Here is a 24,618-nt window from a genome sequence, read left to right as displayed (position 1 = left end):
GTTCGTGCCCGAACAGACCTCAGCCGAAGCCGCCGCCGAGTCGCGGCATCCGTTCATCCGCCCGTACCGGGCGTCGGATCGTGGCGACGTCGCGCGCATCTGCACGCTCACGGCTGCTGGAGGCGGCGACGCGACCGGCGTCTACTCCGACGACCTGCTCATGCCCGAGGTCTTCGCGCTGCCCTACGTGACATTCGCGCCCGAGCTCGCGTTCGTCGTCGATGACGGCACCGGGCGGGCGGTCGGCTACATCATCGGGGTCGCCGACACCGCGGCCTTCGTCGACTGGTGGAACCGGGAGTGGACGCCGGGCTTCGTCGCGCGCCACCCCGAGCCGGGCCCGGCCACTGGCCGCGACCCGAAGTTCACCGAGCAGGAGCTGCTCGACGCCGGCCGCAAGCCCGAGCGCATGCTCATCGCCGAGCTCGACGGCTACCCCGCGCACCTGCACATCGACCTGCTGCCCGAGTTGCAGGGGCAGGGCTTCGGTCGTCGCCTCATCGACACCCTGCGTGACGCGCTCGCCGAGCGCGGCGTGCCCGGCCTGCACCTCAGCATGGACCCGGGCAACGTCAGTGCCCGCGCGTTCTACGACCGCCTCGGGTTCGTCGAGCTCGCGTCGAGCAAGCCGAACTCCCCGCTGCTCGGCATCCCGACGGCCCGCTAGTTCGCCTCGGTAGAACCGTCGCCGGTCGAGGAGGCGCCACAGCGCCGTATCGAGACCACCGCCCCGCCGAAGACGAAACCGCGGCCGTCAGCGCGTGAGCGACCGGCGCTCGAACCAGTAGAGCAGGTTCGGGTCGGTCTCGCGCAGCTCGGCGAGCGTGACGGGCTCGGTGCGCACGGTCTCCTCGACGTCGAGGATCTTCGCGACCTGGTCCATCGTCGAGGTGTTCCAGAAGCGGCCGCGCATGCGGAACACGCCGCGGCCGGCCCGGTTGACGACGAACAGTTCCTGCGTGGTGTCGAGACTCGAGCCGCGGTAGAGCTGCACGCGCAGCACGGTCGCGATGTCGCTCGCCGGGATCGTGTAGGTGCCGCCGAAGAACCCGCGCTCGACGATGCCGTAGCGGCTGACCGACGCCTGCGTGCGCTGGTACGAGATCCACGCGATCACGAGCAGTGCCGCGATGATCGCGCCGGCCCAGGCCATGACGGCCCACGCGCCCGTCGGATCGAGCATCCACAGCTGCGTCGCGAGGATCGGCAGCACGAGGGCCGCGATCGAGAAGCCGATGTTCCGGCCGAGAGTGCGACGCGGCCTCAGGGTGTGCACCCTGAGGCCGTCGCCCCTTACTGCCCCGGCCACGATGGAGGAGCCCCCTGCGTCCCCACTCCGTGTATCCATCTTCGCCGCTGACATCTCTGAAATCATGCGGGAGACCCCGGTGCTCGCGCTATTCGGCATTAATGAGGACACGGATGCCGCGGCGCGCCGTCGCCGGTCTCGCGGCGCCCGAAATTCAGGAGATTCCGGCCTCCGGACCTCCCCGGCGAGGTCGAGACCGAGATCTCCTGAATTTATGGCCCGGAGTCGCACTTGTGTGGAAAGACGAAAGCGCCCACCCTTCGGGCGAGCGCTTTCGTCATGGCGGAGAATGGGGGACTCCGTCGGTCGGGCTCCGCCCTTCCTCCTCCTCGAATCGCAGTGTCCAGAGTGCAAGAGAGGCCGCACCCTTCGGGCGCGGCCTCTCTTGCATGGCGGAGAATGGGGGATTCGAACCCCCGAGGGCTTGCACCCAACACGCTTTCCAAGCGTGCGCCATAGGCCACTAGGCGAATTCTCCTTGATGACCCCTCACGCACCCGCCAGAGCCCGGTTACCCTTGCTGCGTTTCCGCCCTGGGGGAGTTGGCCTGGATGGCGCCACGTGAGGAGCCTCCGACAGTCTACCTGAGCCGCGCGTGCGAAATGTACGCGCCGTCCGAACGACGTCGGGCGGCCGAACTCCGGATGCGGGCGGCGGCGCGCCGCGCGGCGGTGCCGGGCGTTCGGCGCGTCGCCCGTGACATCCGGAGTTCGGCCGGTTCGAAGCCCGGCCTGCCGGCCCGCCCCGGACTACACGCGGGCGGCGAGCTCCGGATGCCGCGCCGCGAGGTAGGCGTCGAACGCCTCGCGGCTCGTCTTGGCGGGCGTGTAGCCGAGCTCGGCCTTGAGGCGCGCGTTGTCGAGCACGGGGCGGTAGCGCAGGAACCCGACGCGGTGCGCGTCGTGCACGGTCAGGCGCAGGGCGTGTCCGACGCGCAGCGCACCGGTGAGCAGGCCGGGCGAGAGCTCGAGCGTGGGCGTGCCGAAGGCCTCGGCGATCTCGCTCACGGTGACCTTGCCGTCGCCGGCGACGTTGAACGCCCCGGTCACGGAGCCCGTGGCGCCCTGCACGATGGCGCCCACGACGTCGTCGACCCAGATGAACACGAACGGGCTCTCCGAGCCGCGGATCTTGAGGATGCGCCGCCCCTCCCAGAGCGCCGTGATCTGGTTGGACACCGATGGGCCGAGGATCGTGCCGATGCGCAGCACCACCTGGCCGAGCTCGGGGTGCGACTCGCGATAGGCGGCGAGCATCTCCTCGACGATGCGCTTGTGCCGCGAGTAGCTGAACTCCTCGTTGCCGCGGATCGGGTCGGTCTCGGTCAGCCACTCGGGGCTGTCGGCGTGGTAGCCGTAGGCGGCGCCCGACGACGACACGACGATGCGCGTCACGCCGTTGGCGACGGCCGCCTCGAGCACGTTGCGGGTGCCGTCGACATCGACGCGGCGCTCGATCTCCTCGCTGAGTCCGCCGGGGTTCACGATCGCGGCCAGGTGCACGATCGTGTCGATCGCGTGGCGCTCGACGACCGCGGCGACGGTCGCGGCATCGGTCACGTCGCAGGTCTCGACGACGACGTCGTCGGGGGCGGATGTCGCGGGCGGCCGTACATCGCCCGACACGACGAGCGCGACGCCGGGGTGGGCGGCGAGGGCGCGCACGGCGTTGGATCCGAGGAATCCGCTGCCGCCGGTCACGAGCACGCGCCTCATGCGGAGGCCTCCGGGCGTGCGGCGTCGGCGGAGGAGGCGGGGGAGGCGGGGGTGCCGCCCACCGGGTCGCCCTCGGCGCCGGGCTCGCTCGACGCCGAGGCGGCGTGCGACGCCGCGTACGCGGCATCCGCCTTCCTGGTGACGCGAGCCCAGGCCGTCGCGAGCAGCAGGCCCGCGATGATGTCCCAGATGCCCCACCAGCCGGCGACGATCGCCATGCCGCCGATGCCGCCGAAGAACGTGAACACGAGGCCCAGGCCGAGGCCCGCGTTGCGGATGCCGACCTCGAACGTGATGGCCTTGCGTTCGCGGCTCGGCAGCCCGCCGATGCGGGCGCTCGCGTAGCCGAGGCCGAGCGCGACCGCGTCGTGCAGGAACACGGCCACGAGCACGACGCCGATGTACGCCATGAAGATCGTCCAGTTGCCGATGAGGGCGATGGCGATGAAGCCGACGAGGGCGGCGAGGCTGATCCAGCGGGCGTAGGGCTGCACGCGGCCCGCGAACCGCGGCCACCTCGCGCGGATGAACAGGCCCGCGAAGAACGGCAGGCCGATGATGAGGAAGATCTCGAGCAGCATCTGCCAGCCGTTGAGGCTCACGGTGCGCACGAGCTCCGACGCGGTCGGGTGCAGGCTGCCCCAGAACACGACGCTGATCGGCAGGATGAAGATGTAGAGCACGTTCGCGACGGCCGTCATCGACACCGAGAGCGCCACGTTGCCGCGCGAGCGGTAGGTGAGCACCTGCGAGATATTGCCGGGCGGGCAGCAGGCCACGAGGATCATGCCGAGTGCGATCGAGGCCTGCACGTTCAGCAGCAGCGTGAGCCCGAAGGTCACGGCCGGCAGCAGGATGATCTGCGCGAGCATCGCGATGATCATGGCCTTCGGTGCCTTGAGCACGGCCGCGAAGTCCGACGGCGCGGTGTCGAGCGCGATGCCGAACATGATGAACCCGAGCACGATGTTGAGGGCCACCATCGAGCCGGGCGTGAAGTTCAGGACGACGTCGTCGATGTTCATGCGCGCGCCTCCTGGGCAGCGGTGGAGCCGGTCGGTGCTTCGGCGGGGGATGCCACGGGCAGCGTACCGATCAGCTTCTTCACGGTGCGCCGGTAGGCGTCCTTGTTGACGTAGTACGACATGCGCTCGAGCCCGAGGTACCGGTAGCCGCCGCTGAGGTCGGGCCATGCGGCATCCGCACGGGATCGGAACGCGGCCGCGGCCTCGGGGGCGTCGCGCTGCGCCGCGAGGTAGGCGGCGATGAGCTCGGCCTGCTCGGCGCGGCCCTGCCAGCCGATGCCCGACGCCTCGATCATGCCGAGCACGAAGAGGCCGTTGAACGACGGCGGGAACATGTTGAGGTAGAGCTTCGGCGAGGCCGACGTCCAGTTCAGGTGCGCGCGATCGACGAACGGGTAGTCGAGGTGGTAGCCGGTCGCGAGCATGACGAGGTCGTACTCGCCCGACGTTCCGTCGGAGAAGTGCACCGTGCGCCCGTCGAAGCGGTCGATGTCGGGCACGATGCGCAGGTCGCCCTGGCCGAGGTGGTTGAGGATCAGCGTGTTCACGATCGGGTGCGACTCGTAGATCCTGTAGTCGGGCTTCGGGAAGCCGAACCGCACGGGGTCGCCGGTGAACGCCTGGAGCACGCGTTTGTCGATGAACTGCTTGATCGGCGCGGGCAGGGGACGACCCTGGTTCAGGGTGTCCGACGGCTTGCCGAAGAGGTAGCGGGGCACGAAGTAGTAGCCGCGACGCACCGACATGTCGACGGATGCCGCGTGGTGCACCGCGTCGACGGCGATGTCGCAGCCCGAGTTGCCGGCGCCGATGATGAGCACGCGCCGGCCGTCGAACACCTTGGGCGACTTGTAGGCGCTCGTGTGCATGATCTCGCCGGCGAACTCGCCCCGGAAGGAGGGCACGTTGGGCTCGGCGAGCGTGCCGTTGGCGAGCACGACGGCGGAGTAGACGCCCGAGGTCTCGCCGTCGGGGCCGGTCGAGCTCACGAGCCATCCGCTCGCGCCGGTCGCGTCGCCGTCGACGGGCTCGACCGAGGTCGCGCGCGTGTCGAAGCTGAAGTGCTCGCGGAGGCCGAACTCGTCGGCGTACTCGCCGAAGTACCGGAAGAGCTCGCGATGGCTCGGGTAGTCGGCCGTCGAGCGCATGGGGAACTCGGCGAACTCGGTCGTGGTGCGGCTCGAGATGAGGTGGGCCGACTCGTACATGGTCGAGCGCGGGTTGTCGATGTTCCAGAGGCCGCCGACGTCGGGGCCGGCCTCGAATCCGTGGAAGGGGATGCCGGCGCGGCTGAGCGCGCGGGCACCTGCGAGGCCGGAGGGGCCCGCTCCGATGAGGGCGATGGGGTTCACTGGTGGTTCCTGTGCTGGGTTCTGGCCGCTGGGGGAGGCGACCGGCCGTGGGGCCGACCCAGCATAAGCGAAGACTGCTCGGTTCTGTGCGCGCGCTCTCACGGGCGGCAGGCCGCCGACCGCGCGGGCCGTGTCTGCCGGCCGCGCGCTCGCGGGAGACTCCCAGACGGCGCCGAGCCGCCGCCCAATAGGCTTGGAGGGTGGCGCACGGAATCTACATCTGTTCGGCCGAGGGCAACACCGGCAAGTCGACGGTCGCCCTCGGGGTGCTCGACACCCTGACCAGGCGCGCGACGCGAGTCGGGGTCTTCCGGCCCATCGCGAGGTCCACCGACGAGCGCGACTACGTGCTCGACCTGCTGCTCGCCCACGACGCGGTCGTGCCGCTCGCCTATGAAGAGGCCATCGGCGTCGACTACGACGCCGTGCACGCCGATCCGGAGGGCGCGCTCGCCGAGATCGTGCGCCGCTACAAGGCCATCGAGCACCGCTGCGACGCGGTCGTGATCCTCGGCTCCGACTTCACGGATGTCGGCAGCCCCACCGAGCTGGCCTACAACGCCCGCATCGCGGCGAACCTCGCCGCCCCCGTGCTGCTCGTGCTCGGCGGTCGCGTCGGCGGCGGCATCCGTCAGCGCGCCGAGCACCTCGGCCAGGCCGAGGCGCGCACGCCCGACGACCTCGCCCAGCTCGCCGACCTCGCGGTCGAGGAGCTCGCGCGCGAGCACTCGACGCTCCTCGGCGTCGTCGTCAATCGCGCCGACGCCGAGCACCTCGACGAGATCGTCGCGGCCCTCCAGCCCGTCATGAAGCGCGTGCCCGCGCACGAGGCGGCCGGTCGCGATGCGCTGGGCGCGGCATCCGTCGCCGTGTGGGCGATCCCCGAAGACCAGGTGCTCGTCGCGCCGTCGGTGCGCTCGATCATGGAAGCCGTCGAGGGCGAGCTCGCGACCGGCGACCCCGACCTGCTCGACCGCGAGGCGCTCGGCGTCGTGATCGCGGCGATGTCGATGGAGAACGTGCTGACGCGCCTCATCGAGGGCTCGATCGTGATCATCCCGGCCGATCGCAGCGAGGTGCTGCTCGGCGTGCTCACGGCCCATGCGTCGGCGAACTTCCCGTCGATCTCGGGCATCGTGCTCGTGGGCGGGTTCCCGCTCTCCGAGCAGGTCGAGCGGCTCGTCGAGGGCCTGCGGGCCGGGCTGCCGATCATCCGCACGACGCTCGGCAGCTACGACACCGCGGTCGCGATCACGCAGACCCGCGGGCGTCTGGCCGCCGAGTCGCAGCGCAAGCGCGACACCGCGCTCTCGCTCTTCGAGAAGCACGTCGACGGCCAGGCGCTGCTCGACCTGCTCGACCTCGCGGCGCCCGAGGTCGTGACGCCGCTCATGTTCGAGTACGGACTGCTCGAGCGCGCCCGCAGCGCCCGCAAGCACATCGTGCTGCCAGAGGGGTACGACGACCGCGTGCTGCGCGCCGCGGCGACCCTGCTCGCGCGCGACGTCGCGGACCTCACGATCCTCGGCGAGGAGATCGAGGTGCGCTCGCGTGCCATCGGCCTCGGCCTCGACCTCTCGCGTGCGACGGTGCTCTCGAACCACGACTTCGTGCACGTCGCGCGCTTCGCCGAGGAGTACCAGAAGCGCCGTGCGCACAAGGGCGTCACCCTCGAGCAGGCGCGCGACACCGTGCAGGACGTGTCGTACTTCGGCACCATGATGGTCGAGCTCGGCCTCGCCGACGGCATGGTCTCCGGGGCCGTGCACACGACGGCCCACACGATCCGTCCGTCGTTCGAGATCGTGAAGACCAAGCCGGGCGTCGAGGTCGTCTCGAGCGTGTTCCTCATGGCGCTCGCCGACCGCGTGCTCGTCTACGGCGACTGCGCCGTGGTGCCAGACCCGACGGCCGAGCAGCTCGCCGACATCGCGATCTCGTCGGCGCGCACCGCCGCGCAGTTCGGCATCGAGCCGCGCGTGGCGATGCTCTCGTACTCGACCGGCGAGTCGGGCACGGGCGCCGACGTCGACAAGGTGCGTCGCGCCACGGCGCTGGTGCGAGAGCGCGCGCCCGAGCTCGCGGTCGAGGGCCCGATCCAGTACGACGCCGCCGCCGACGCCGCGGTCGCGCGCACCAAGCTGCCCGAGTCCGATGTGGCGGGGCGGGCGACCGTGTTCATCTTCCCCGACCTCAACACGGGCAACAACACGTACAAGGCCGTGCAGCGCTCGGCCGGCGCCGTCGCGATCGGCCCCGTGCTGCAGGGACTCAACAAGCCCGTGAACGACCTCTCGAGAGGGGCCCTCGTGCAGGACATCGTGAACACCGTGGCGATCACGGCGATCCAGGCGGCCGACGACTGATGAGCATCGTCCTCGTCGTCAACTCGGGTTCCTCGTCACTGAAGTACCAGCTGCTCGACGTCGAGACGGGGCATCCGCTCGCGAGCGGCCTGGTCGAGCGCATCGGCACGACCGACGGGCACGTCAAGCACACGGCCTCGGTTCCCGGAGCCGGCGAACCGATCGTGTGGGATGCCGCGGTCGACGCACCCGACCACGACGCCGCCTTCGCGGTCATGCTGCAGGCCTTCGCCGTGCACGGGCCGTCGCTCGAGGAGTTCGCGCCGGTCGCGGTCGGCCACCGGGTCGTGCAGGGCGGGGCCCGGTTCTTCGAGCCGACCGTCATCACCGAGCTCGTGAAGATCAACATCGACGAGCTCTCGGTGCTCGCGCCGCTGCACAACCCCGCGAACCTCGCGGGCATCCGCGCGGCCGAGCGGGCGTTCCCGAGCGTGCCGCACGTCGCGGTGTTCGACACCGCGTTCCACCAGACCATGCCGCCGGCTGCGTACACGTACGCCATCGACCGCGCGCTCGCCGAGAGGCACCGCGTGCGCCGCTACGGCTTCCACGGCACGTCGCACCGGTTCGTGTCGCGCGCCGCGGCCGAGTTCCTCGGACGACCCGTCGAAGAACTGCGGCTCATCGTGCTGCACCTCGGCAACGGGGCGTCCGCCTGCGCGGTCGCCGAGGGGCGCTCGGTCGACACGAGCATGGGCATGACCCCGCTCGAGGGGCTCGTCATGGGCACGCGCTCCGGAGACATCGACCCGGCCGTGCTGCTGCACCTGCAGCGCAGGGCCTCGCTCGACGCCGACGCGACCGACCGCCTGCTCAACTCGCAGAGCGGCATCCTCGGCCTGAGCGGCCACGCCGACATGCGCGACCTCGAGGCGGCGCGCCAGGCCGGCGACGAGGCCTCCGTCATCGCGTTCGACGTGTACACGCACCGCCTGCGCTCGTACGTGGGTGCCTACGCGGCGCAGCTCGGACGCGTCGACGCGATCGTGTTCACGGCCGGCGTCGGCGAGAACTCGGCGACCGTGCGCGGCGCGGCGCTCGCCGGGCTCGAGGGGTTCGGCGTCGAGATCGACGAGGAGCGCAACACGTCGCGCGAGCGCGGAGCCCGGCGCATCTCGACCGATGCGTCGCGCACGGCGGTGCTCGTGATCCCGACGAACGAGGAGCTCGAGATCGCGCGTCAGGCGCTCGAGGTCGTGCTGGGCTGAGACCCGCCGGCCCGCCGGCCCGATCGCGGGGCGCACGGTCGCTCGCGAGATTGTGCGCGCTGCCATGCTGCGCGTTGCCCACTCCGGCTGTGCGCTGTGCACTGCCCGCTGCCTGCTTCCAGGGCGCGTCGGGCGTTCGTCGCGGCATCCGCGATTCTGCAAGAACACTTGTGCAAGAACTCTTGCTGAACTAGCATCGCGGGTATGGACAGCCCAGAGAACCCGACGACGGATGCCGCGGCGAGCCCTCCGGCCGACGCCGCCGCAGCTCCGCCGCCCGTCCGCGAGACCCGCACCATCGACGTGCAGGACGCCGGCTCGATGCGCGCGCTCGCGCATCCGCTGCGCCTGCGCATCCTGGGCCTGCTGCGCGTCGGGGGACCGCACTCGGTCGGCATGCTCGTCGAGGCCACCGGCGCGGCATCCGGCTCGATCAGCTACCACCTCGGCACGCTCGCCAAGCACGGCTTCGTCGTGCCGGCCCCCGAGCGCGAGCGCGACGGCCGCGAGCGCTGGTGGAAGTCGGCGCACGAGATGACGACCTGGCACCCCGAGCAGTACTCGGGCGACCCCGAGCGACGCGAGGCCTCCGAGGCCATGCGGCGCACGGTGCTCGAGTCGTACCACCGCGAACTGCTCGACGCGCTCGACGCGGAGCTCTCGCTCGAACCCGAATGGGTCGAGGCGTCCGACTCGAGCGACGGCGCGGCACGCCTCACACTCGACGAGATGCGCGAGCTCGCGGCCGACCTCTCCGCCGTGCACGACAAGTGGTGGGCGGTCGGTCGCGAGCCCCGCGAGGGTGCGCGCACCGTGCGGTGGATGACGCACGTCTTCCCGCGGGGCGAATCGTGAGCGGCGACGACGCGGGCGTGATCGGCGCCGGCGCTGCCGCGCTCGACGCCCCTTCATCCGATGCGCTGCGGCCCGACCCCGAGGCGACGGATGCCGCGCGCCGCCGCCTGCCGATCCTCGCGCTGTTCGCGGCGCAGTTCTTCTCGCTCGCCGGCAATGCGATCGCCCTGATCGCGATCCCGATCATCGCGCTGCAGCAGACCGGATCCCCGCTCGCCGCGGGCGTCGCGGGCGTGTTCGCGACCGTGCCGCTCGTGATCGGCGGCGCGCTCGGCGGCGTGCTCGTCGACCGCTTCGGCTACCGCCTCTCGAGCATCGTGGCCGATGTCGCAAGCGGCCTCACGGTCATCGCGATCCCGATCCTCGCGGCCACCACCGGGCTCCACTTCGGCGTGCTGCTCGCGCTCGTGTTCCTCGGCGGCCTGCTCGACCCGCCCGGCGACACGGCCAAGACGGTGCTCGTGCCCGACCTCGCCGCCCTCGCGCGCATGCCGCTGGCCCGCGCCGCCGGCGTGCAGTCGACCGTGCAGCGCACCGCCTCGATGATCGGGGCGGGCATCGCCGGTCTCGCCGTGGCGCTGGTGGGGCCGATGCCGGCGCTCGTGTTCGACGCGGCCGGATTCCTCGTCTCCGCGGTGCTCGTGCTCGCGTTCATCCCGCGCACCGTCTCGGCCTCGGCCGAGGCGTCCGCCACCGGAACGGCGGGCGAGCGCGCGAAGGACGGCTTCGTCGCCGGAATCCGCTTCATGGTGCGCTCGCCGCTGCTGCTCGCGGTCGTGCTGCTCGTGACGTTGACGAACGCGATCGACGCGGCCGGGCTGACGGTGCTCAAGCCCGTCTACGCGACCGAGGTGCTCGGCGAGCCCGGCCTGCTCGGCGGCATGATCGCGTGCTTCGCAGCGGGAGCGCTCACGGGGTCGGCGGTGTTCGGCTGGATCGGGCACCGCTGGTCGGGGCGCGGCATGTTCGCGGCCTGCTTCATGCTCGCGGGCACGCCGCCCTACCTCGCGATGGCCGCAGGTGTTCCGTTCCCCGTGCTGCTCGTGGTGCTGCTCTGCTCGGGCCTCGCGGCGGGCATGCTGAACCCGATGATCGCCACGGCCATGTACGGCGAGGTGCCCGACGGCATGCGGGCCAGGGTGTTCGGCGCGATGACGGCCGGCGTCGCCGCGTCGATGCCGCTCGGCGCACTGGTCGGCGGGTTCGCGGTCGAGCAGGTCGGTCTCACGCCGACGCTCGTCGGCGCCGGCTGCCTCTACTTCGTGCTCGGTGCCAGCCCGTTGTTCATCAGGGCGTTCAGCGGCCTGGCCGCCGGGGCGACCCGTGAGGACGCCGACGTCGAGGGGTCGCGTCCGGCGGCGTCGTCGTCGGCGCCCGAAGCGGCGGAATCCGACCGGTCGGCGTGATGCTCCGGCGCGTCGGCGCGCGTCGGCGCGCTACGGAGCGCGCGATGACGGATGCCGCGGCATCCGCTCAGCGCACGTGGCGCGCGCAGTCGATGCAGAGCTCGGCGGTCGGGCGCGCGTCGAGGCGCGCGACCGTGATGCGCTTGCCGCAGTTCGCGCAGAAGCCGTAGGTTCCGTCGGCGATGCGCGCGAGGGCGCGGTCGACGTCGGCGAGCTCGGCGCGCACGTCGGCCAGCACGGCGCTGCGCTGCGACCACTCCTGCGTCATGGTCGGCCCCTCGGGGTCGTGCTCGTCGTCGGCCGTCGCGTCGGTTCTGGCGAGGCGAACCGCGGTCATCGCGTCGTCGAACTCGGCCAGGCGCTCCTGGGCGTCGGCTCGCTCGGCGCGCAGCCTCGCCTCGAATCTCGTGAGCTGTGCCGGTGTCATCGTCGTCGCCGTCATCACGCCCCCTTTCGATCACCGCATGCTACGCCCACGTCGTCAGGAACGGGTGTCAGACGCGGCAACTACGATTGAGCCGTGGTCACCGCCCTGTATCGCCGTTACCGGCCTGAGACGTTCGCCGAGATGATCGGACAGTCGCAGGTGACCGATCCCCTCATGACGGCGCTGCGCACCGATCGTGTCAATCACGCCTACCTGTTCAGCGGCCCGCGCGGCTGCGGCAAGACGACGTCGGCGCGCATCCTCGCCCGCTGCCTGAACTGTGCAGAGGGCCCGACCGACGTGCCGTGCGGCACGTGTCCGAGCTGCGTCGAGCTCGCGCGCGGCGGCGGAGGGTCGCTCGACGTGGTCGAGATCGACGCCGCGAGCCACAACGGCGTCGACGACGCGCGCGACCTGCGCGAGCGCGCCGTGTTCGCCCCAGCACGCGACCGCTACAAGATCTTCATCCTCGACGAGGCGCACATGGTCACGCCGCAGGGCTTCAACGCCCTGCTGAAGCTCGTCGAGGAGCCGCCCGAGCACGTCAAGTTCATCTTCGCGACGACCGAGCCCGACAAGGTGCTCGGCACCATCCGCTCGCGCACGCACCACTACCCGTTCCGGCTCGTGCCGCCCGGCCCCATGCTCGAGTACGTGCAGCAGCTCTGCACCGAAGAGGGCGTCGAGGTCGCGCCCGGCGTGCTTCCGCTCGTCGTGCGCGCCGGCGGCGGGTCGCCGCGAGACACCCTCTCGCTGCTCGACCAGCTCATCGCCGGCTCCGAGGGCACGAGCATCGACTACGAGCGGGCCGTGGCACTCCTCGGCTACACGCACGGCGCGCTGCTCGACGAGGTCGTCGACGCCATCGGCCAGGGCGACGCGGCGGGCGCCTTCGCGGCCGCCGATCGCGTGGTGCAGACCGGGCAAGACCCGCGCCGCTTCGTCGAAGACCTGCTCGAGCGCCTGCGCGACCTCATCATCGTCGCCGCATCGACGCCCGAGGCCGCTGCGGCGGTGCTGCGCGGCGTCCCGGCCGACGAGCTCGTGCGCATGGGCACGCAGGCGGCGGCGTTCGGCGCCGCCGAGCTCTCGCGCGTCGCCGACCTCGTCAACCAGACCCTCACCGAGATGAGCGGTGCAACCTCGCCGCGCCTGCACCTCGAGCTCATGCTCGCGCGCGTGCTCGTGCCCGCCATCGACGACACCCAGCGCGGCGCGCTCGCCCGCGTCGAGCGGCTCGAGCGTCGCGTCGGCGTCTCGGATGCCGGTGGCGCCCCCACTCGCGACGAACCCGCCGCAGCGCCCGCCCGAGCGACCGGCGGCGCCCCCGCGGCCTCGGCCCGCAGCGCTGGTCCGGCGCCCGCCGTCTCGGCGCCCGCCGCAGCGCCCGCATCTGCTGCATCGGCGGCACCTGCTGCATCGGCGACCGAGTCCGCGACGCAGACGGCCGAGTCGGCGGCCGCGACCTCGCGACCGGTTCCCGCCGAAGCTGCACCGGCATCCGCGGGCGGCGAGCCCGAACGGGTCGCCGTGCCGAGACTGAAGCCCGTCGGACCGGTGACCGTGCAGCAGATGCGCGACGCGTGGCCCGAGGTGCTCGCCGCGCTGCAGCGCGTCAAGCGCACGGCATGGATGGCCGCGCTCACGGCCCAGGTCATCGACTACCGCTCCGACGACGACGTGCTCGTGCTCGGCTTCCCGAGCCAGAACGACGTGAACGACCTCAGGGGCTCCGCGGGTGCGCAGAGTCCCGCCGAGCTGCTGCGTGCGGCGATCACCGAGGTGCTCGGCATCCAGGTCAAGTTCGTCCCTCGCGTGGTCGGCGCGCAGTCGTCAGGAGCCCCGGCGTCCGGCACCCGTCCTGCCGATGGCGACGGTTCCGCGTCGGGGCCCGCATCCGCGTCTGCTCCCGCATCTGCGCCGGGCGGCGGAGGTTCGCGCGCCGCGGCGTCGGCCGCAGCGCCGGGCGCGGGCGCGCCGAGCGCCGCACCCGCGGGTGCTGCGAGCTCCGACGCGTCGAGCGCGGCCCAGACGAATTCCGCACAGCAGGGCGCCGGTTCGAAGAACCGTGCGTCCAAGAGCGCGCCGTCGAGCACGTCGGCATCCGCGCCGGTCGACTCGTGGGCGACGGTCGCGATCCCGCGCGACGAGCCGGCCGCCTCGTCCGAGGCTCTCGCCGCGCCGTCGGTGCCCGCCACTGCGACCGCCGTGCTCACGCGCGAGGTCGAGCCGGTCGTCGAGACCGGTCCAGACGCAGCCGCGGCATCCGCGTCCCCCGTCGCAGCCCGCGGAACGACCCGCCCACCCGGTTCGCCGACCGTCCCAGACGACGCCGATGCTCCGCCGCTCGACGAGGAGCCGCCGTTCGATCCCGACTACGACCGGGGAGCTCCGGCCGACGAGCCGCGCGCCGCAGGGGCGCAGCCGTCGCGCGGCGCGCCGGCACCGGCGTCGGCGCCCGCGGCGTCATCCGCACCGGCGTCGGCACCGGCCAGGTCGGCGCGCTCGCAGGGCCGGTCGAACCCGGGCCCGAGCGCGGCGAACGGCGGCGGCATCCAGCGCTACGGCGAGGCCGTCGTGCGCGAAGTGCTCGGCGCCACGTTCCTCGAAGAGGTCGAGGCGCCCGCGCGCCCCGGCTTCGGTGAGCGGGGGTAGCGCGTGTACGAGGGCATCGTCCAAGAACTCATCGACGAACTCGGTCGCCTTCCGGGCATCGGGCCGAAGTCGGCGCAGCGCATCGCGTTCCACATCGTGCAGACCGAGCAGTTCGACGTCAGCCGGCTCGCCGAGATCCTCTCGGAGGTGCGCCAGAAGGTGCGCTTCTGCGAGATCTGCGGCAACGTCTCCGAGCAGCAGACGTGCGCGATCTGCCGCGATCCGCGCCGCGACCCGACCCTGATCTGCGTCGTCGAAGAGGCCAAGGACGTGGTCGCCATCGAGCGCACGCGCGAGTTCCGCGGGCTCTACCACGTGCTCGGCGGCGCAATCAGCCCGATCGACGGCATCGGGCCCGACGAGCTCCGCATCCGCCAGCTCATGCAGCGTCTCGCCGACGGCACGGTCGTCGAGGTCATCATCGCGACCGACCCCAACCTCGAGGGCGAGGCGACGGCCACCTACCTCAGCCGGCTCCTGACCACGCTCGAGATCCGCGTCACGCGTCTCGCCTCCGGCCTGCCCGTCGGCGGCGACCTCGAGTACGCCGACGAGGTCACGCTCGGCCGCGCGTTCGAGGGCCGTCGCGTCGTCGGCTGACGCTGCGCCACGCATCAGCCGTTCCAGACGGGCAGGATGCGTCGGGCGGCCCCGGCGCACCGCGCGAGCGGATGCGTCGAGCGAACGGCGCGACGCGGCATCCGCTCGTTCCGGCGAGGGTTGACGCAGGCCCCGCCGTGGACTGGACTGGGGTCATGGCCGTCAGTCGAGGTGCCGAGTGGGTTGCAGGGTACGTCGCGGCCTGGCAGTCCAACGACCCGGCCGAGATCGGCGCCCTGTTCACCGATGACGCCGTCTACCTCACGAGCCCCGATTCGAGGCCGCGCGTCGGGCGCGACGAGATCGTCGCCGGGTGGCTCGAAGACCTCGACGAGCCGGGCACGTGGGCCTTCGACTGGAAGATCCTGCACGAGCACGACGGATTCGTCGTCGTGCAGGGGCGCACCGTCTACCCGGCCCGCAGCGACTACCTGAACCTCTGGATCATCCGCCTCGCGCCCGACGGTCGCGCGAGCGAGTACACCGAGTGGTACATGGCTCGCGGGCACAAGGACTGAACGCGTCGAACGCGGAACGCGCCGCCCCGGGTCCGAGCACGACCGGCCCGCCACCGGCATCCGTCACCTGAGCAGTTCGACGAGCACGACCCACGCCATCAGGAGCGCGGCGATGATCGCGAGGATCGCGCCGAACGCCACGGCGATGAGCCCCGCCTCGACCTGCCCGACGACCACGAGCACGCCGCCGAGCAGGAACGCCGCGATCGGGAACACCCCGGCTGCGCTCTGGCCGAGCCGGTAGTTCGCGGGCACCCCGGGCTGACGGAACACCAGGCTCACCACGTGCCACTGGAACGCGCCGGCGCCGAGCGTGGCGACGATGATCTCGACGCCGTACGCGATCACCGGCTGGCCGGGGATGAGTCCCATGGCGCTCACCGCGATCGCGAGCACGAGCGCCGCGATCGACGCCGCGAGACGCGCGGGCATGGTCTTGGACTGCATGATGGTGCCGATGTTCACCGACATCGCGACGATGAGCAGACCGGCGAGTGCGGCGGTCGCCCCGACCATCGCGACGTTGAACTCGGACCACTGCTCGAGTGCCTCAGCCATGCCCGCACTCTAGCGCCGTCACATTGCCGGAGGGGCATACGCGCCGCACGTATGATGGGGGTTCCGGCGTCCCGAGGTGCAAACCCGGCGCCCCACCCACCCCCTTGGAGACCACGTGAGCTTGATCGTGCAGAAGTTCGGCGGGTCGTCCGTCGCCGATGCGGAGAGCATCAAGCGCGTGGCCAAGCGCATCGTCGAGACCCGCAAGGCGGGCAACGACGTGGTCGTGGCGGTCTCCGCGATGGGCGACACGACCGACGAGCTCATGGACCTCGCGAACGACGTCACGCCGATCCAGGCGCCTCGTGAGCTCGACATGCTGCTGTCCGCGGGCGAGCGCATCTCGATGGCGCTGCTCGCGATGGCGATCAAGAGCATGGGCCACGACGCACGCAGCTTCACGGGCAGCCAGGCCGGCATGATCACGGATGCCACGCACGGCGCCGCGCGCATCGTCGACGTCACCCCGGTGCGCCTGCGCGAGGCGCTCGACGAGGGCGCGATCGTCATCGTCGCCGGCTTCCAGGGCTTCAGCCGAGAGTCGCGCGACATCACCACGCTCGGTCGAGGCGGCAGCGACACGACCGCGGTCGCGCTCGCGGCAGCGCTCCAGGCCGACGTCTGCGAGATCTACACCGACGTCGACGGCGTGTTCACGTCCGATCCGCGCATGGTGAAGAAGGCCGCCAAGCTCGACCGCATCACCAGTGAAGAGATGCTCGAGCTCGCGGCATCCGGAGCCAAGGTCCTGCACATCCGTGCCGTGGAGTACGCGCGCCGCCACGGCGTGACGCTGCACGTGCGCTCGTCGTTCAACAACACCGAGGGGACCATCGTCTACGACCCCTCGCGTCTTCCCGAAGGAGCAGCTGTGGAAGAGTCCGTCATCGCCGGTGTCGCCGTCGACCTCACCGAGGCCAAGATCACCGTCGTCGGGGTTCCCGACAAGCCGGGCGTCGCCGCCAAGATCTTCAAGATCGTCGCGAACACCAACGCGAACGTCGACGTCATCGTGCAGAACGTCTCGGCGGCGACCACGGGTCGCACCGACATCTCGTTCACGCTGCCGAAGGCCGACGGCGAGAAGGCGCTCACGGCCCTCGCCAACGCGAAGGACTCGATCGGCTTCGAGTCGCTGCAGTACGACGACCAGATCGGCAAGCTCTCGCTCGTCGGCAACGCGATGCGCAACGCGTCGGGCGTCTCGGCGAAGCTGTTCGAGGCCCTCTACGAGGCCGGCATCAACATCGAGATGATCTCGACGAGCGAGATCCGCATCTCGGTGGTCACCCGGGCCGACAGCGTCGCCGACGCGGCCCGCGCGGTGCACACGGCGTTCGGGCTCGACTCCGAGGTCGACGCGGTCGTGCACGGCGGCACCGGCCGCTGAGCCAGGCCGGCTGCTTCGCACACGAGGGGATGCCGCGGCATCCGTCGAGAGCCGACGGACTGCCGCAGATCGGGTGAAAGCTGCCAGAACAGGACGAATGCTCGATTTCGGTCCTGAAGCGGCATCCACGTCCGGCACACTGGAATGACGATCGTCCGGGTCGCGGTGATTCCGCGAACCCGAAGAGATAGGGATACACGCATGGCACACGGAGTGAACATCGGCGTCGTCGGCGCCACCGGTCAGGTCGGCGCCGTCGTGCGCCAGCTGCTCGAGGAGCGCGACTTCCCGGTCGCATCCATCCGCTACTTCGCCTCGGCGCGTTCGGCCGGTTCGACGCTGCCCTGGAAGGGCGAAGACATCGTCATCGAGGACGCGTCGACGGCCGACCCGTCGGGCCTCGACATCGCGATCTTCTCGGCCGGTGCGACGCTCTCGAAGGCGCAGGCGCCCCGTTTCGCCGCGGCCGGCGTCACGGTCGTCGACAACTCCAGCGGCTGGCGCATGGACCCCGAGGTTCCGCTGGTCGTGAGCGAGGTCAACCCGCACGCGATCGACGAGGCCGTCAAGGGCATCATCGCGAACCCCAACTGCACCACGATGGCGGCCATGCCCGTGCTCAAGGTGCTGCATGACGAGGCCGGACTCGAGCGCCTCATGGTCTCGACGTACCAGGCCGTGTCGGGCGCGGGACTCGCCGGTGGCGAGGAGCTGCTCGCGCAGGCGCGGGCCGCGGTCGCCCAGGACGCGATCAACCTCGTGCATGACGGCCGTGCGGTCGAGTTCCCCCCCGCCGAGAAGTTCCCGCGCACGATCGCGTTCGACGTGATCCCGCTGGCCGGCTCGATCGTCGACGACGGCGACCTCGAGACCGACGAGGAGAAGAAGCTCCGCAACGAGAGCCGCAAGATCCTCGAGCTGCCCGGCCTCCGCGTCGCGGGCACGTGCGTGCGCGTGCCCGTCTTCACCGGCCACTCGCTCTCGATCCACGCCGAGTTCGCCAACCCGATCACGCCCGACCGCGCGACCGAGCTGCTCTCGGCCGCTCCGGGCGTCGCACTCAGCGACGTGCCGACCCCGCTGCAGGCGGCCGGCACCGACCCGAGCTACGTGGGCCGCATCCGCCAGGACCAGTCGGCCGAAGACGGCAAGGGCCTCGTGCTCTTCATCTCGAACGACAACCTGCGCAAGGGCGCGGCGCTGAACGCCGTGCAGATCGCCGAGCTCATCGCGGCGAAGCTGCCCGCGGCGGTCTGACCCCCGCGAGACGATCACGTCGAGGCGATCACGCCGACCATCCGAACGCCCGCCGGCCACGAACCACCTCCATGAGGACTCGGGGCAGGCGGGCGTTCGGCACGGTGGCAGGACTCGGCGCGGTCGGACTGCTGCTGGCGGCCTGCGCCGGCGCACCGGCATCCGATCAGGCGGATGACGCGGTGCCGGCCGGTGCACCCGTCGTCGCCTTCTACGGCGACTCGTACACGCTCGGCACCGGCGCGAGCTCGCCCGAGCGGCGCTGGTCGAGCATCATCGCCGCCGATCGGGGCTGGGACGAGTTCAACCCGAGCGTCAACGGGCTCGGGTTCGTGAACAACCGTGATCCCGACATCGGCGGGCCGGAGCCCGACCTCGTCGAGGCGATCGTCGCGCACGAGCCCGCGCCCGACCTCGTCTTCGTGACGATGGGACTGAATGACAACTTCTCGATGCCGTCGCGCGCCGACGACATCCGAGCGGCGATCGACGCCGACCTCGCGCGGCTGTCCGCGGAACTCCCGGAGGCCCGGCTGATCGTGGTCGAGCCGTTCTGGTACACCGATGAACGCCCGGCGTCGGTGGAGGAGATCATCGGATGGGTCGAGGACGGCGCCGAGCGGGTCGACGCCGACTGGATCGGCGGCGCCTCGCACTGGATCGAGGGGCACCCGGAGTGGATGGCGGCCGACGGCCTGCACCCGAACGACGACGGGTACGCCGAGATGGCGCGCCGCATGGACGCCGAGTTGCGGGCGCTCGGGCTGTGACCGGCCGGGGCGGCCTCGGGCCCGTGCCCGACTCGCCCGAGTAGGCTCGCTGCATGCGGGCATCGGGGGAGCCTCAGAGGGGCAGCGTGACCCTCGACCGTTCGGTGATCCTCTCGCAACTGCTGTTCGGCGCGGCGCTGATCGTCGTCGTCTTCACCCTCCAGGCGTTCGCGCCGAGCTCGATGGCGAAACCGCTCGTGCTCGCGGGCATCCTCCTGGCGTTCGTCGTGACGGGCGTCACCGTCGTGACGCCCTGGCATCGGCTGCCGCGCGAGTTCGTGATGGTCGTGCCGATCCTCGACATCGTCGCCATCGGCCTCATGCGCATCGGCGACCCGGCGGTCGGCGTCGGCCTGCTCTGGATCTTCCCCACCATCTGGCTCTCGAGCTACTTCGGGGTGCGCGGGGCCGTCATCTCGGTCGGGTCCGCGTCGGTGCTGGTCTGGACGTCGGAGATCCTCGCGCAGCGGGAGTTCGCCGCCGCGGGCGTGCCGGGGGTCGTGCTGCTGCCGATCGCGCTGCTCTTCGTCGCGACGAGCGCGGTGCTGTCGAATCGACGCGCCGCGGCGCAGCGCGTGCTGCTGCGCTCGCAGGCGACCCAGCTCGAGCGGGCACTGCGACGGGCGAGCCGTCAGGAGGCGCTCATCGCCGACGTGCTGAACGCGGTCGAGTTCGGCGTCGTGCGGCTCGACCGCGATGGACGCGGCGCGATCATGAATGCGGCATACGCGAGGCTCTACGGGCTGGAGATCGGGCGACCCGACGACGCCCGCCACGGCATGGCGTTCGCCGAGGATCGGGCGACCGCCCTCGAACCGGGTGAGCTCCCCTTCAACCGGGCCGCCGACGGGGAGGAGTTCGACGACGTCATCACGTGGATCCCCACGGAACGGCAGGAGCTGGCGGCCGTGGCCGCGACGGCCCGCCGACTGTACGACGTCGACAACGAGCCGGACGGCAGCGTGCTCGTCGTGCGCGACGTGACGGCCGAGCTCCGGGCGATCCGGGCCCGCGACGACCTCGTCGCCTCGGTCTCGCACGAGTTGCGCACGCCGATGACCTCGGTGCTCGGCTACATCGAGCTCTCGCTCGACGATCCGGAGCTGCCGGCCTCGGTGCGGCGCAACCTCGAGATCATGGAGCGCAACGGCGAGCGGATGCTCGAGCTCATCGCGAGCATCCTCCAGAGCGCGCGTCAGGTCGACGCGCCCCCGCTCCTGCAGTTCGACGACGCAGATCTCGGGGCGATCGTGCGCGACTCGGTGGAGTCGCTCCGTCCTCGCTCCGACGAGCGCGGCATCACCGTCAACATCACGTCGGCCGAGTGCGTGATCGTCCGTGCCGACCCCTTCCGCATCAGGCAGGTGGTCGACAACCTGCTCTCGAACGCCATCAAGTACAACGACGAGGGCGGCGAGGTCTCGATCGGGGTGACCGCAGACGAGAGCACGGCCTGGATCGTCGTGCGGGACTCCGGCATCGGCATCGCCGAGGCCGAGATGCCGAAGATCTTCGATCGGTTCTTCCGCTCGGAGTCGGTGCGCAAGGGCAGCGTGCACGGCAGCGGGCTCGGTCTCGGCATCGCGCGCGACTTCGTCGAACGGCACGGCGGACGATTGACGATCGAGAGCACGCAGGGCGTCGGCACGACCGTCATCGTCACGCTGCCGACCGCGGGCCAGGAGGATGCATGACCACCATCGATCCGTACACCATGCAGCTCGCGGTCATCACCGTCACCATCGTGGCGGCCGTGATGTTCATCCTCGACACGGTGCTCCGCACGGCGGATGCCGCGGGGCGGGTGTGGACGGTCGCGTTCCTGTCGGGCATCCTCGCGTCGCTGTCGTACGCGACGTGGATCGTGAGTCCCGAGGCGTGGTGGGCCGTGGCGATCGGCAACGGCGCGGTCGTGCTGAGCCCGGCCCTGCTCTGGTCCGGCGCGCGGGCGTACAACGGTCGACGTGAGCTCGCCTGGGTCGCCCTCGTCGCGGCGGGTGCAGCGGTCGTCGCCGTCGTCGCGCAGGGGGCCGACGGCGGCGACTGGGCCGGTGCGATCGTCATGTTCTCGCTCATCGCCCTCTTCGCCGCGCTCGGCGCGTGGGAGACGCTGCGGACGCCGATGCGCGTGCACTGGGCGGCTCGCGGCCTGACGGTCATCTTCGTGGTCGTCACCGTGTACTACGCCACGAGGGCGGCGGCGTTCGTCGTGCTCGGCCCCGACGACCCGTGGTTCAGGGCCGCACTCGGCACCCAGGCCGCCGGGTTCGTGCTCATCTCGCTCATGGTCGTCGCCGTCGTGAGTCTCGTCGTCCTCCAGGGCGAACGGGTGCCGCGCACCTCGAACCGACGCGACACCGTGCCGTCGTACGCTCCCGATGCCGTGCTGAACGACGCTTCGTTCCGCGAGATCGTCGAGGACTGGCTGGAGCGCGCGAACTACCACGACGAGCAGCTCGTGTTCCTGCGCATCGAGGTCGACGAGCTGGATGCCCTGAACACGGCGTTCGGCCGATCGGTTGGCAACCAGCTCCTGACGGAGTTCACCGAGGTCGTGCGGCGGCACGGGTCGCCGCACTCCGACATCGGCCACGACGGGCGCGGATCACTCGTCCTGGTGGCGCCGTTCGCACGGCTCGACCTGGCCGTCGATGACGCCGAGGCGGTCCAGCGAGGGCTGCGGGAGCATCGCATCGAGGCCGCGCAGGGCTTGCGACTGTCGGCGAGCATCGGCCTCGCGGGCACCGATCGCTTCGGGTACGACTTCGACGGGTTGATGGCCGCAGCACGGGATGCCGCGGCATCCGCACGTGCGAAGGGCGGCGGCGTGGTCGCGGTCGCAGACTGACCGCCGCGGTCAGTCCTCCGGTGCGATCGCGATCGAGAGCGTGTCGACCGCGGTCTGCTTCGCGTAGTCGCTCGACGTGGGCGTGGACTGCTGCAGGAGCTCGTACTTCACGGTGAGCTCGAGGCTCGTGGCGGCGCTGTCGAGGGCGGGCACGATGAAGGTCTGGCTGTAGCTGTAGGGGTCGAGCACCAGGTAGCCGGGCGCGACGCTCGCCTGGTCGACGATGGGGTCGGGAGCCGGCAGGGCGCCGTCGTCTCCGGCGACGACGGGGGTGGCCGTGACTCTCGAGAGGTAGATCTTCTGGCCGTCGGCGGGGGTCACCGTCGCGTGCACCGCGAAGCTCAGGGGCTTATTGGCCGCGGCGGTCCACTGGTCCATCGGGAGCGTCGACCAGTAGTCGATCGTCAGCGTGATCGCACCGACCTCGACGGTGCGGGTGACCGCGCCCGCCGCGAGATCGTTCTGCACCGGCGCCGCGGTGCTCGTCGGCGATGCCGATGCCGATGGCGACGGGGAGCCGCCCGCCGAGAGCCACGGCGGTGCCGAGCACCCGGACACGAGCAACGCCGCGGCCGAGATCACCCCGACCGCCGCGATGCGGGTGACGGACATGTGAACGGGTCGCTCGCGCACGGGATGCCTTCCGGTCCGGCGACGTCTGGCCCCCCAAACGCCGGAATCTTGAGCAGATCTTGAGCCGACGCTATCGCATCCCAGCGCTGAACCCGAGGTCGCCCCGCCAGACTCGGAACGTGGTGCGGGGACGCTGCACCCAGATCGTCGAAGGAGTTCCATGATGACCGGTGTCGTCGCCAGCCCCATCGCCCACGGGGCCGTCACGCGAGACGGCGCGGGCATCGCAGAATCGTACGTCCGGCCGCTTCCCGCTCCCGAACTCGAAGCGTACGTCGACGACTTCGCCGCGCTCGTGGACACCCTTCCGTCGACGCGATCGACGATCGGGTGCATCGTCCCCGCCTACAACGAGGAGGCGTCGATCGGGGCCGTCCTCGAGTCGCTGCTCGCCCAGACGCGGCTGCCCGACGTGGTGCACGTCGTCGTGAACAACACGACCGACCGCACCGTCGAGGTCGCCGCGACGTTCGCCGGGGCGCACACCCGCGTCGATGCGGACGGCGTCGAGCAGTTCACCGAGATCTTCGTGCACGACATCGGCAAGAACCCCGACAAGAAGGTCGGCGCCCTGAACTACGGCTACACGCTCGTCGAGGGCCTCGACTTCCTGCTCGGCGTCGACGGCGACACGGTGGCCGACGAGCGCGCCGTGGAGTTCCTCGAGGCCGAGATCGCCTCGGACAGCCGCATCGGCGGCATCTCGGCGATCTACTCGATCGACGACCGCGAGATGACGGGCGTCGTGGCCCCGTTCCTCATCGCCGGCCAGCGCGCGCAGTTCGCCGCGTTCAACATGCAGAACATGCTTCGAGGCCGCAACATGGCGGTGCTCGGAGGCCAGTACTCGATCTTCGCCACGCACGCCCTGCGCGACGCGATGACCGCGAACCGCCAGACCACCCCCTGGGTCAAGGACAGCGAGGTCGAGGACTCGCTCCTCTCGCTCCAGATCAAGAGCGCCGGGTACCTCACGAAGATCAGCGCGCGCGCTCGCGCCGACGTCGGCGGCATGACCACGCTGCGGGCGCTCGACGCCCAGCAGGTGAAGTGGAACTACGGCGCCATCGAGCTCATGTGGCCCGGGCAGCGCGGCGACACGAAGGGCCAGCCCTTCCACCCCAACCTGCGCCTGCGCTGGTGGGAGAACGCGTCGATGGTGATCAACGCCCTCAGCCGCATCCTGTTCCTCGTGCTGCTCGCCGGGTCGCTCTCGATCGGCGCGTTCGTGTTCAGCCCCGTCTGGCTCATCCCGCCCGTCGTCGCGATCCTCCTGAACCTCCGCATCGCGCTGTCGATGGAGAGCCGTTCGGCGCGCGACATCCTGTTCGCGGTGCTGCTGCTGCCGGCCGAGGTGTACATGTGGGTGCGCATCGGGCACTTCGCCCGAGCCTGGACGAAGTTCGCCAGCAAGAAGCAGGTCGACAACTGGGCGGCTCAGGCCAAGGCCGAGCGCGGCTCGGGGCACGCCTACCTGGCACCGCTGCTGATCGCGCTCGCCGCGGTGATCGCCATGGTCGCGATCTGGACCCAGCTCAGCCCCGTCGTGCAGTCCTCGATCCTCTGGGTCGGCTGGCCCGTGCTCGGCACCATCACGGTGCTGCAGACGCTCAGCATGTTCGGCAAGCTGGTGCGCCGCCACCACGGCTACAAGGTCTGATGACGGATGCCGCGGGCGCGACGCTCGCGGCGGAACGAACGGATGCCCCGCCTCGAACTTCGAGGC

General features: G+C 71.1%; 21 protein-coding genes, 1 tRNA gene and 1 other RNA gene. 14 read left to right on the top strand and 9 right to left on the bottom strand.

Annotation, left to right across the window (positions count from 1 at the left end):
* Window positions 1-4 precede the first annotated feature (4 nt).
* Entirely contained in the window at window positions 5-667 is a 663-nt protein-coding gene (locus GQR16_RS11775) for a GNAT family N-acetyltransferase (RefSeq protein WP_246200761.1), read from the top strand.
* A gap of 87 nt (window positions 668-754) precedes the next feature.
* On the opposite strand, the gene GQR16_RS11770 is transcribed toward GQR16_RS11775, so the two are convergent.
* The 6 genes from GQR16_RS11770 to GQR16_RS11745 all read right to left on the bottom strand — a co-directional run bounded on the left by GQR16_RS11770 (window position 755) and on the right by GQR16_RS11745 (window position 5,401).
* A complete protein-coding gene (locus GQR16_RS11770) occupies window positions 755-1,309 on the bottom strand; it encodes a hypothetical protein (RefSeq protein WP_170298476.1) in 555 nt (184 codons plus the stop codon).
* A 390-nt stretch (window positions 1,310-1,699) separates the two neighbouring features.
* Window positions 1,700-1,787 (bottom strand) — tRNA-Ser (locus tag GQR16_RS11765).
* An RNA gene (gene ffs / locus GQR16_RS11760) (signal recognition particle sRNA small type) lies at window positions 1,787-1,883 on the bottom strand. The genes GQR16_RS11765 and ffs overlap by 1 nt, the downstream gene beginning before the upstream one ends.
* A gap of 175 nt (window positions 1,884-2,058) precedes the next feature.
* A complete protein-coding gene (locus GQR16_RS11755) occupies window positions 2,059-3,024 on the bottom strand; it encodes an SDR family oxidoreductase (RefSeq protein WP_157415334.1) in 966 nt (321 codons plus the stop codon).
* Window positions 3,021-4,049, bottom strand: a complete 1,029-nt coding sequence (locus GQR16_RS11750; RefSeq protein WP_157415333.1) for a bile acid:sodium symporter family protein — start codon at window positions 4,047-4,049, stop codon at window positions 3,021-3,023. The genes GQR16_RS11755 and GQR16_RS11750 overlap by 4 nt, the downstream gene beginning before the upstream one ends.
* Window positions 4,046-5,401, bottom strand: coding sequence for a flavin-containing monooxygenase (locus GQR16_RS11745; protein ID WP_157415332.1), 1,356 nt, complete (start codon window positions 5,399-5,401; stop codon window positions 4,046-4,048). Before GQR16_RS11745 ends, GQR16_RS11750 begins: the two co-directional genes overlap by 4 nt.
* A gap of 200 nt (window positions 5,402-5,601) precedes the next feature.
* Here GQR16_RS11745 and pta point away from each other — a divergent pair, with 200 nt between their 5' ends.
* The 4 genes from pta to GQR16_RS11725 all read left to right on the top strand — a co-directional run bounded on the left by pta (window position 5,602) and on the right by GQR16_RS11725 (window position 11,236).
* Entirely contained in the window at window positions 5,602-7,767 is a 2,166-nt protein-coding gene (gene pta, locus GQR16_RS11740) for a phosphate acetyltransferase (protein WP_157415331.1), read from the top strand.
* The gene (locus tag GQR16_RS11735) at window positions 7,767-8,975 is read left to right on the top strand and encodes an acetate/propionate family kinase (RefSeq protein WP_157415330.1); all 1,209 of its coding nucleotides are present in this window, start codon (window positions 7,767-7,769) and stop codon (window positions 8,973-8,975) included. Before pta ends, GQR16_RS11735 begins: the two co-directional genes overlap by 1 nt.
* A gap of 204 nt (window positions 8,976-9,179) precedes the next feature.
* Entirely contained in the window at window positions 9,180-9,830 is a 651-nt protein-coding gene (locus GQR16_RS11730) for an ArsR/SmtB family transcription factor (protein WP_157415329.1), read from the top strand.
* On the top strand, window positions 9,827-11,236 hold the full coding sequence (locus tag GQR16_RS11725; protein ID WP_170298475.1) for an MFS transporter: 1,410 nt from the start codon (window positions 9,827-9,829) through the stop codon (window positions 11,234-11,236). The genes GQR16_RS11730 and GQR16_RS11725 overlap by 4 nt, the downstream gene beginning before the upstream one ends.
* A gap of 67 nt (window positions 11,237-11,303) precedes the next feature.
* Here the strand turns inward: GQR16_RS11725 and GQR16_RS11720 are convergent, their stop codons facing one another.
* Window positions 11,304-11,678 (bottom strand): TraR/DksA family transcriptional regulator, encoded by a 375-nt coding sequence (locus GQR16_RS11720; RefSeq protein WP_246200759.1) that lies wholly within the window; start codon window positions 11,676-11,678, stop codon window positions 11,304-11,306.
* A 78-nt stretch (window positions 11,679-11,756) separates the two neighbouring features.
* Between GQR16_RS11720 and GQR16_RS11715 the strand changes: the two genes are divergently transcribed.
* The 3 genes from GQR16_RS11715 (at window position 11,757) to GQR16_RS11705 (ending at window position 15,436) form a co-directional block, all read left to right on the top strand.
* Entirely contained in the window at window positions 11,757-14,318 is a 2,562-nt protein-coding gene (locus tag GQR16_RS11715) for a DNA polymerase III subunit gamma and tau (RefSeq protein WP_157415327.1), read from the top strand.
* A 3-nt stretch (window positions 14,319-14,321) separates the two neighbouring features.
* Window positions 14,322-14,918 (top strand): recombination mediator RecR, encoded by a 597-nt coding sequence (recR, locus tag GQR16_RS11710; protein ID WP_157415326.1) that lies wholly within the window; start codon window positions 14,322-14,324, stop codon window positions 14,916-14,918.
* A gap of 155 nt (window positions 14,919-15,073) precedes the next feature.
* Window positions 15,074-15,436, top strand: a complete 363-nt coding sequence (locus GQR16_RS11705; protein WP_157415325.1) for a nuclear transport factor 2 family protein — start codon at window positions 15,074-15,076, stop codon at window positions 15,434-15,436.
* Window positions 15,437-15,499: 63 nt separating this feature from the next.
* Here GQR16_RS11705 and GQR16_RS11700 read toward each other — a convergent pair whose 3' ends face one another.
* Window positions 15,500-15,994 carry a hypothetical protein gene (locus GQR16_RS11700; protein WP_157415324.1) on the bottom strand — a complete coding sequence of 165 codons (495 nt, stop codon included), beginning with the start codon at window positions 15,992-15,994 and terminating at the stop codon, window positions 15,500-15,502.
* Between the two features lie 115 nt (window positions 15,995-16,109).
* On the opposite strand from GQR16_RS11700, the gene GQR16_RS11695 reads away from it, so the two are divergent.
* The 5 genes from GQR16_RS11695 to GQR16_RS11675 all read left to right on the top strand — a co-directional run bounded on the left by GQR16_RS11695 (window position 16,110) and on the right by GQR16_RS11675 (window position 22,259).
* A complete protein-coding gene (locus GQR16_RS11695; RefSeq protein ID WP_157415323.1) occupies window positions 16,110-17,384 on the top strand; it encodes an aspartate kinase in 1,275 nt (424 codons plus the stop codon).
* 201 nt (window positions 17,385-17,585) lie between these two features.
* Window positions 17,586-18,641, top strand: coding sequence for an aspartate-semialdehyde dehydrogenase (locus tag GQR16_RS11690; protein WP_157415322.1), 1,056 nt, complete (start codon window positions 17,586-17,588; stop codon window positions 18,639-18,641).
* Window positions 18,642-18,712: 71 nt separating this feature from the next.
* On the top strand, window positions 18,713-19,411 hold the full coding sequence (locus GQR16_RS11685; protein ID WP_157415321.1) for an SGNH/GDSL hydrolase family protein: 699 nt from the start codon (window positions 18,713-18,715) through the stop codon (window positions 19,409-19,411).
* Between the two features lie 86 nt (window positions 19,412-19,497).
* Window positions 19,498-21,105: a sensor histidine kinase gene (locus tag GQR16_RS11680; protein ID WP_157415320.1), complete on the top strand. Its 1,608-nt coding sequence runs from the start codon at window positions 19,498-19,500 to the stop codon at window positions 21,103-21,105.
* Window positions 21,102-22,259 carry a GGDEF domain-containing protein gene (locus tag GQR16_RS11675; RefSeq protein ID WP_157415319.1) on the top strand — a complete coding sequence of 386 codons (1,158 nt, stop codon included), beginning with the start codon at window positions 21,102-21,104 and terminating at the stop codon, window positions 22,257-22,259. Before GQR16_RS11680 ends, GQR16_RS11675 begins: the two co-directional genes overlap by 4 nt.
* A gap of 9 nt (window positions 22,260-22,268) precedes the next feature.
* Here the strand turns inward: GQR16_RS11675 and GQR16_RS11670 are convergent, their stop codons facing one another.
* Window positions 22,269-22,871, bottom strand: a complete 603-nt coding sequence (locus GQR16_RS11670; RefSeq protein ID WP_157415318.1) for a hypothetical protein — start codon at window positions 22,869-22,871, stop codon at window positions 22,269-22,271.
* 184 nt (window positions 22,872-23,055) lie between these two features.
* Here GQR16_RS11670 and GQR16_RS11665 point away from each other — a divergent pair, with 184 nt between their 5' ends.
* Entirely contained in the window at window positions 23,056-24,552 is a 1,497-nt protein-coding gene (locus GQR16_RS11665; RefSeq protein WP_157415317.1) for a glycosyltransferase family 2 protein, read from the top strand.
* Window positions 24,553-24,618 lie beyond the last annotated feature (66 nt).

Origin of the sequence: Agromyces allii, assembly GCF_009749385.1 — a bacterium.
Taxonomy (GTDB): Bacteria; Actinomycetota; Actinomycetes; order Actinomycetales; family Microbacteriaceae; genus Agromyces; species Agromyces allii.
This window is presented reverse-complemented; position numbering and strand designations above follow the sequence as displayed.

Excerpts from the sequence above, each read along its gene's own strand:
- GQR16_RS11685 (WP_157415321.1), top strand. The coding sequence starts at position 18,713 with ATGAGGACTCGGGGCAGGCGGGCGTTCGGCACGGTGGCAGGACTCGGC.
- GQR16_RS11755 (WP_157415334.1), bottom strand. The coding sequence starts at position 3,024 with ATGAGGCGCGTGCTCGTGACCGGCGGCAGCGGATTCCTCGGATCCAAC.
- GQR16_RS11665 (WP_157415317.1), top strand. The coding sequence starts at position 23,056 with ATGACCGGTGTCGTCGCCAGCCCCATCGCCCACGGGGCCGTCACGCGA.
- GQR16_RS11670 (WP_157415318.1), bottom strand. The coding sequence starts at position 22,871 with ATGTCCGTCACCCGCATCGCGGCGGTCGGGGTGATCTCGGCCGCGGCG.
- GQR16_RS11705 (WP_157415325.1), top strand. The coding sequence starts at position 15,074 with ATGGCCGTCAGTCGAGGTGCCGAGTGGGTTGCAGGGTACGTCGCGGCC.
- GQR16_RS11675 (WP_157415319.1), top strand. The coding sequence starts at position 21,102 with ATGACCACCATCGATCCGTACACCATGCAGCTCGCGGTCATCACCGTC.
- GQR16_RS11700 (WP_157415324.1), bottom strand. The coding sequence starts at position 15,994 with ATGGCTGAGGCACTCGAGCAGTGGTCCGAGTTCAACGTCGCGATGGTC.
- GQR16_RS11690 (WP_157415322.1), top strand. The coding sequence starts at position 17,586 with ATGGCACACGGAGTGAACATCGGCGTCGTCGGCGCCACCGGTCAGGTC.
- GQR16_RS11730 (WP_157415329.1), top strand. The coding sequence starts at position 9,180 with ATGGACAGCCCAGAGAACCCGACGACGGATGCCGCGGCGAGCCCTCCG.
- GQR16_RS11750 (WP_157415333.1), bottom strand. The coding sequence starts at position 4,049 with ATGAACATCGACGACGTCGTCCTGAACTTCACGCCCGGCTCGATGGTG.
- GQR16_RS11735 (WP_157415330.1), top strand. The coding sequence starts at position 7,767 with ATGAGCATCGTCCTCGTCGTCAACTCGGGTTCCTCGTCACTGAAGTAC.
- GQR16_RS11720 (WP_246200759.1), bottom strand. The coding sequence starts at position 11,678 with ATGACGGCGACGACGATGACACCGGCACAGCTCACGAGATTCGAGGCG.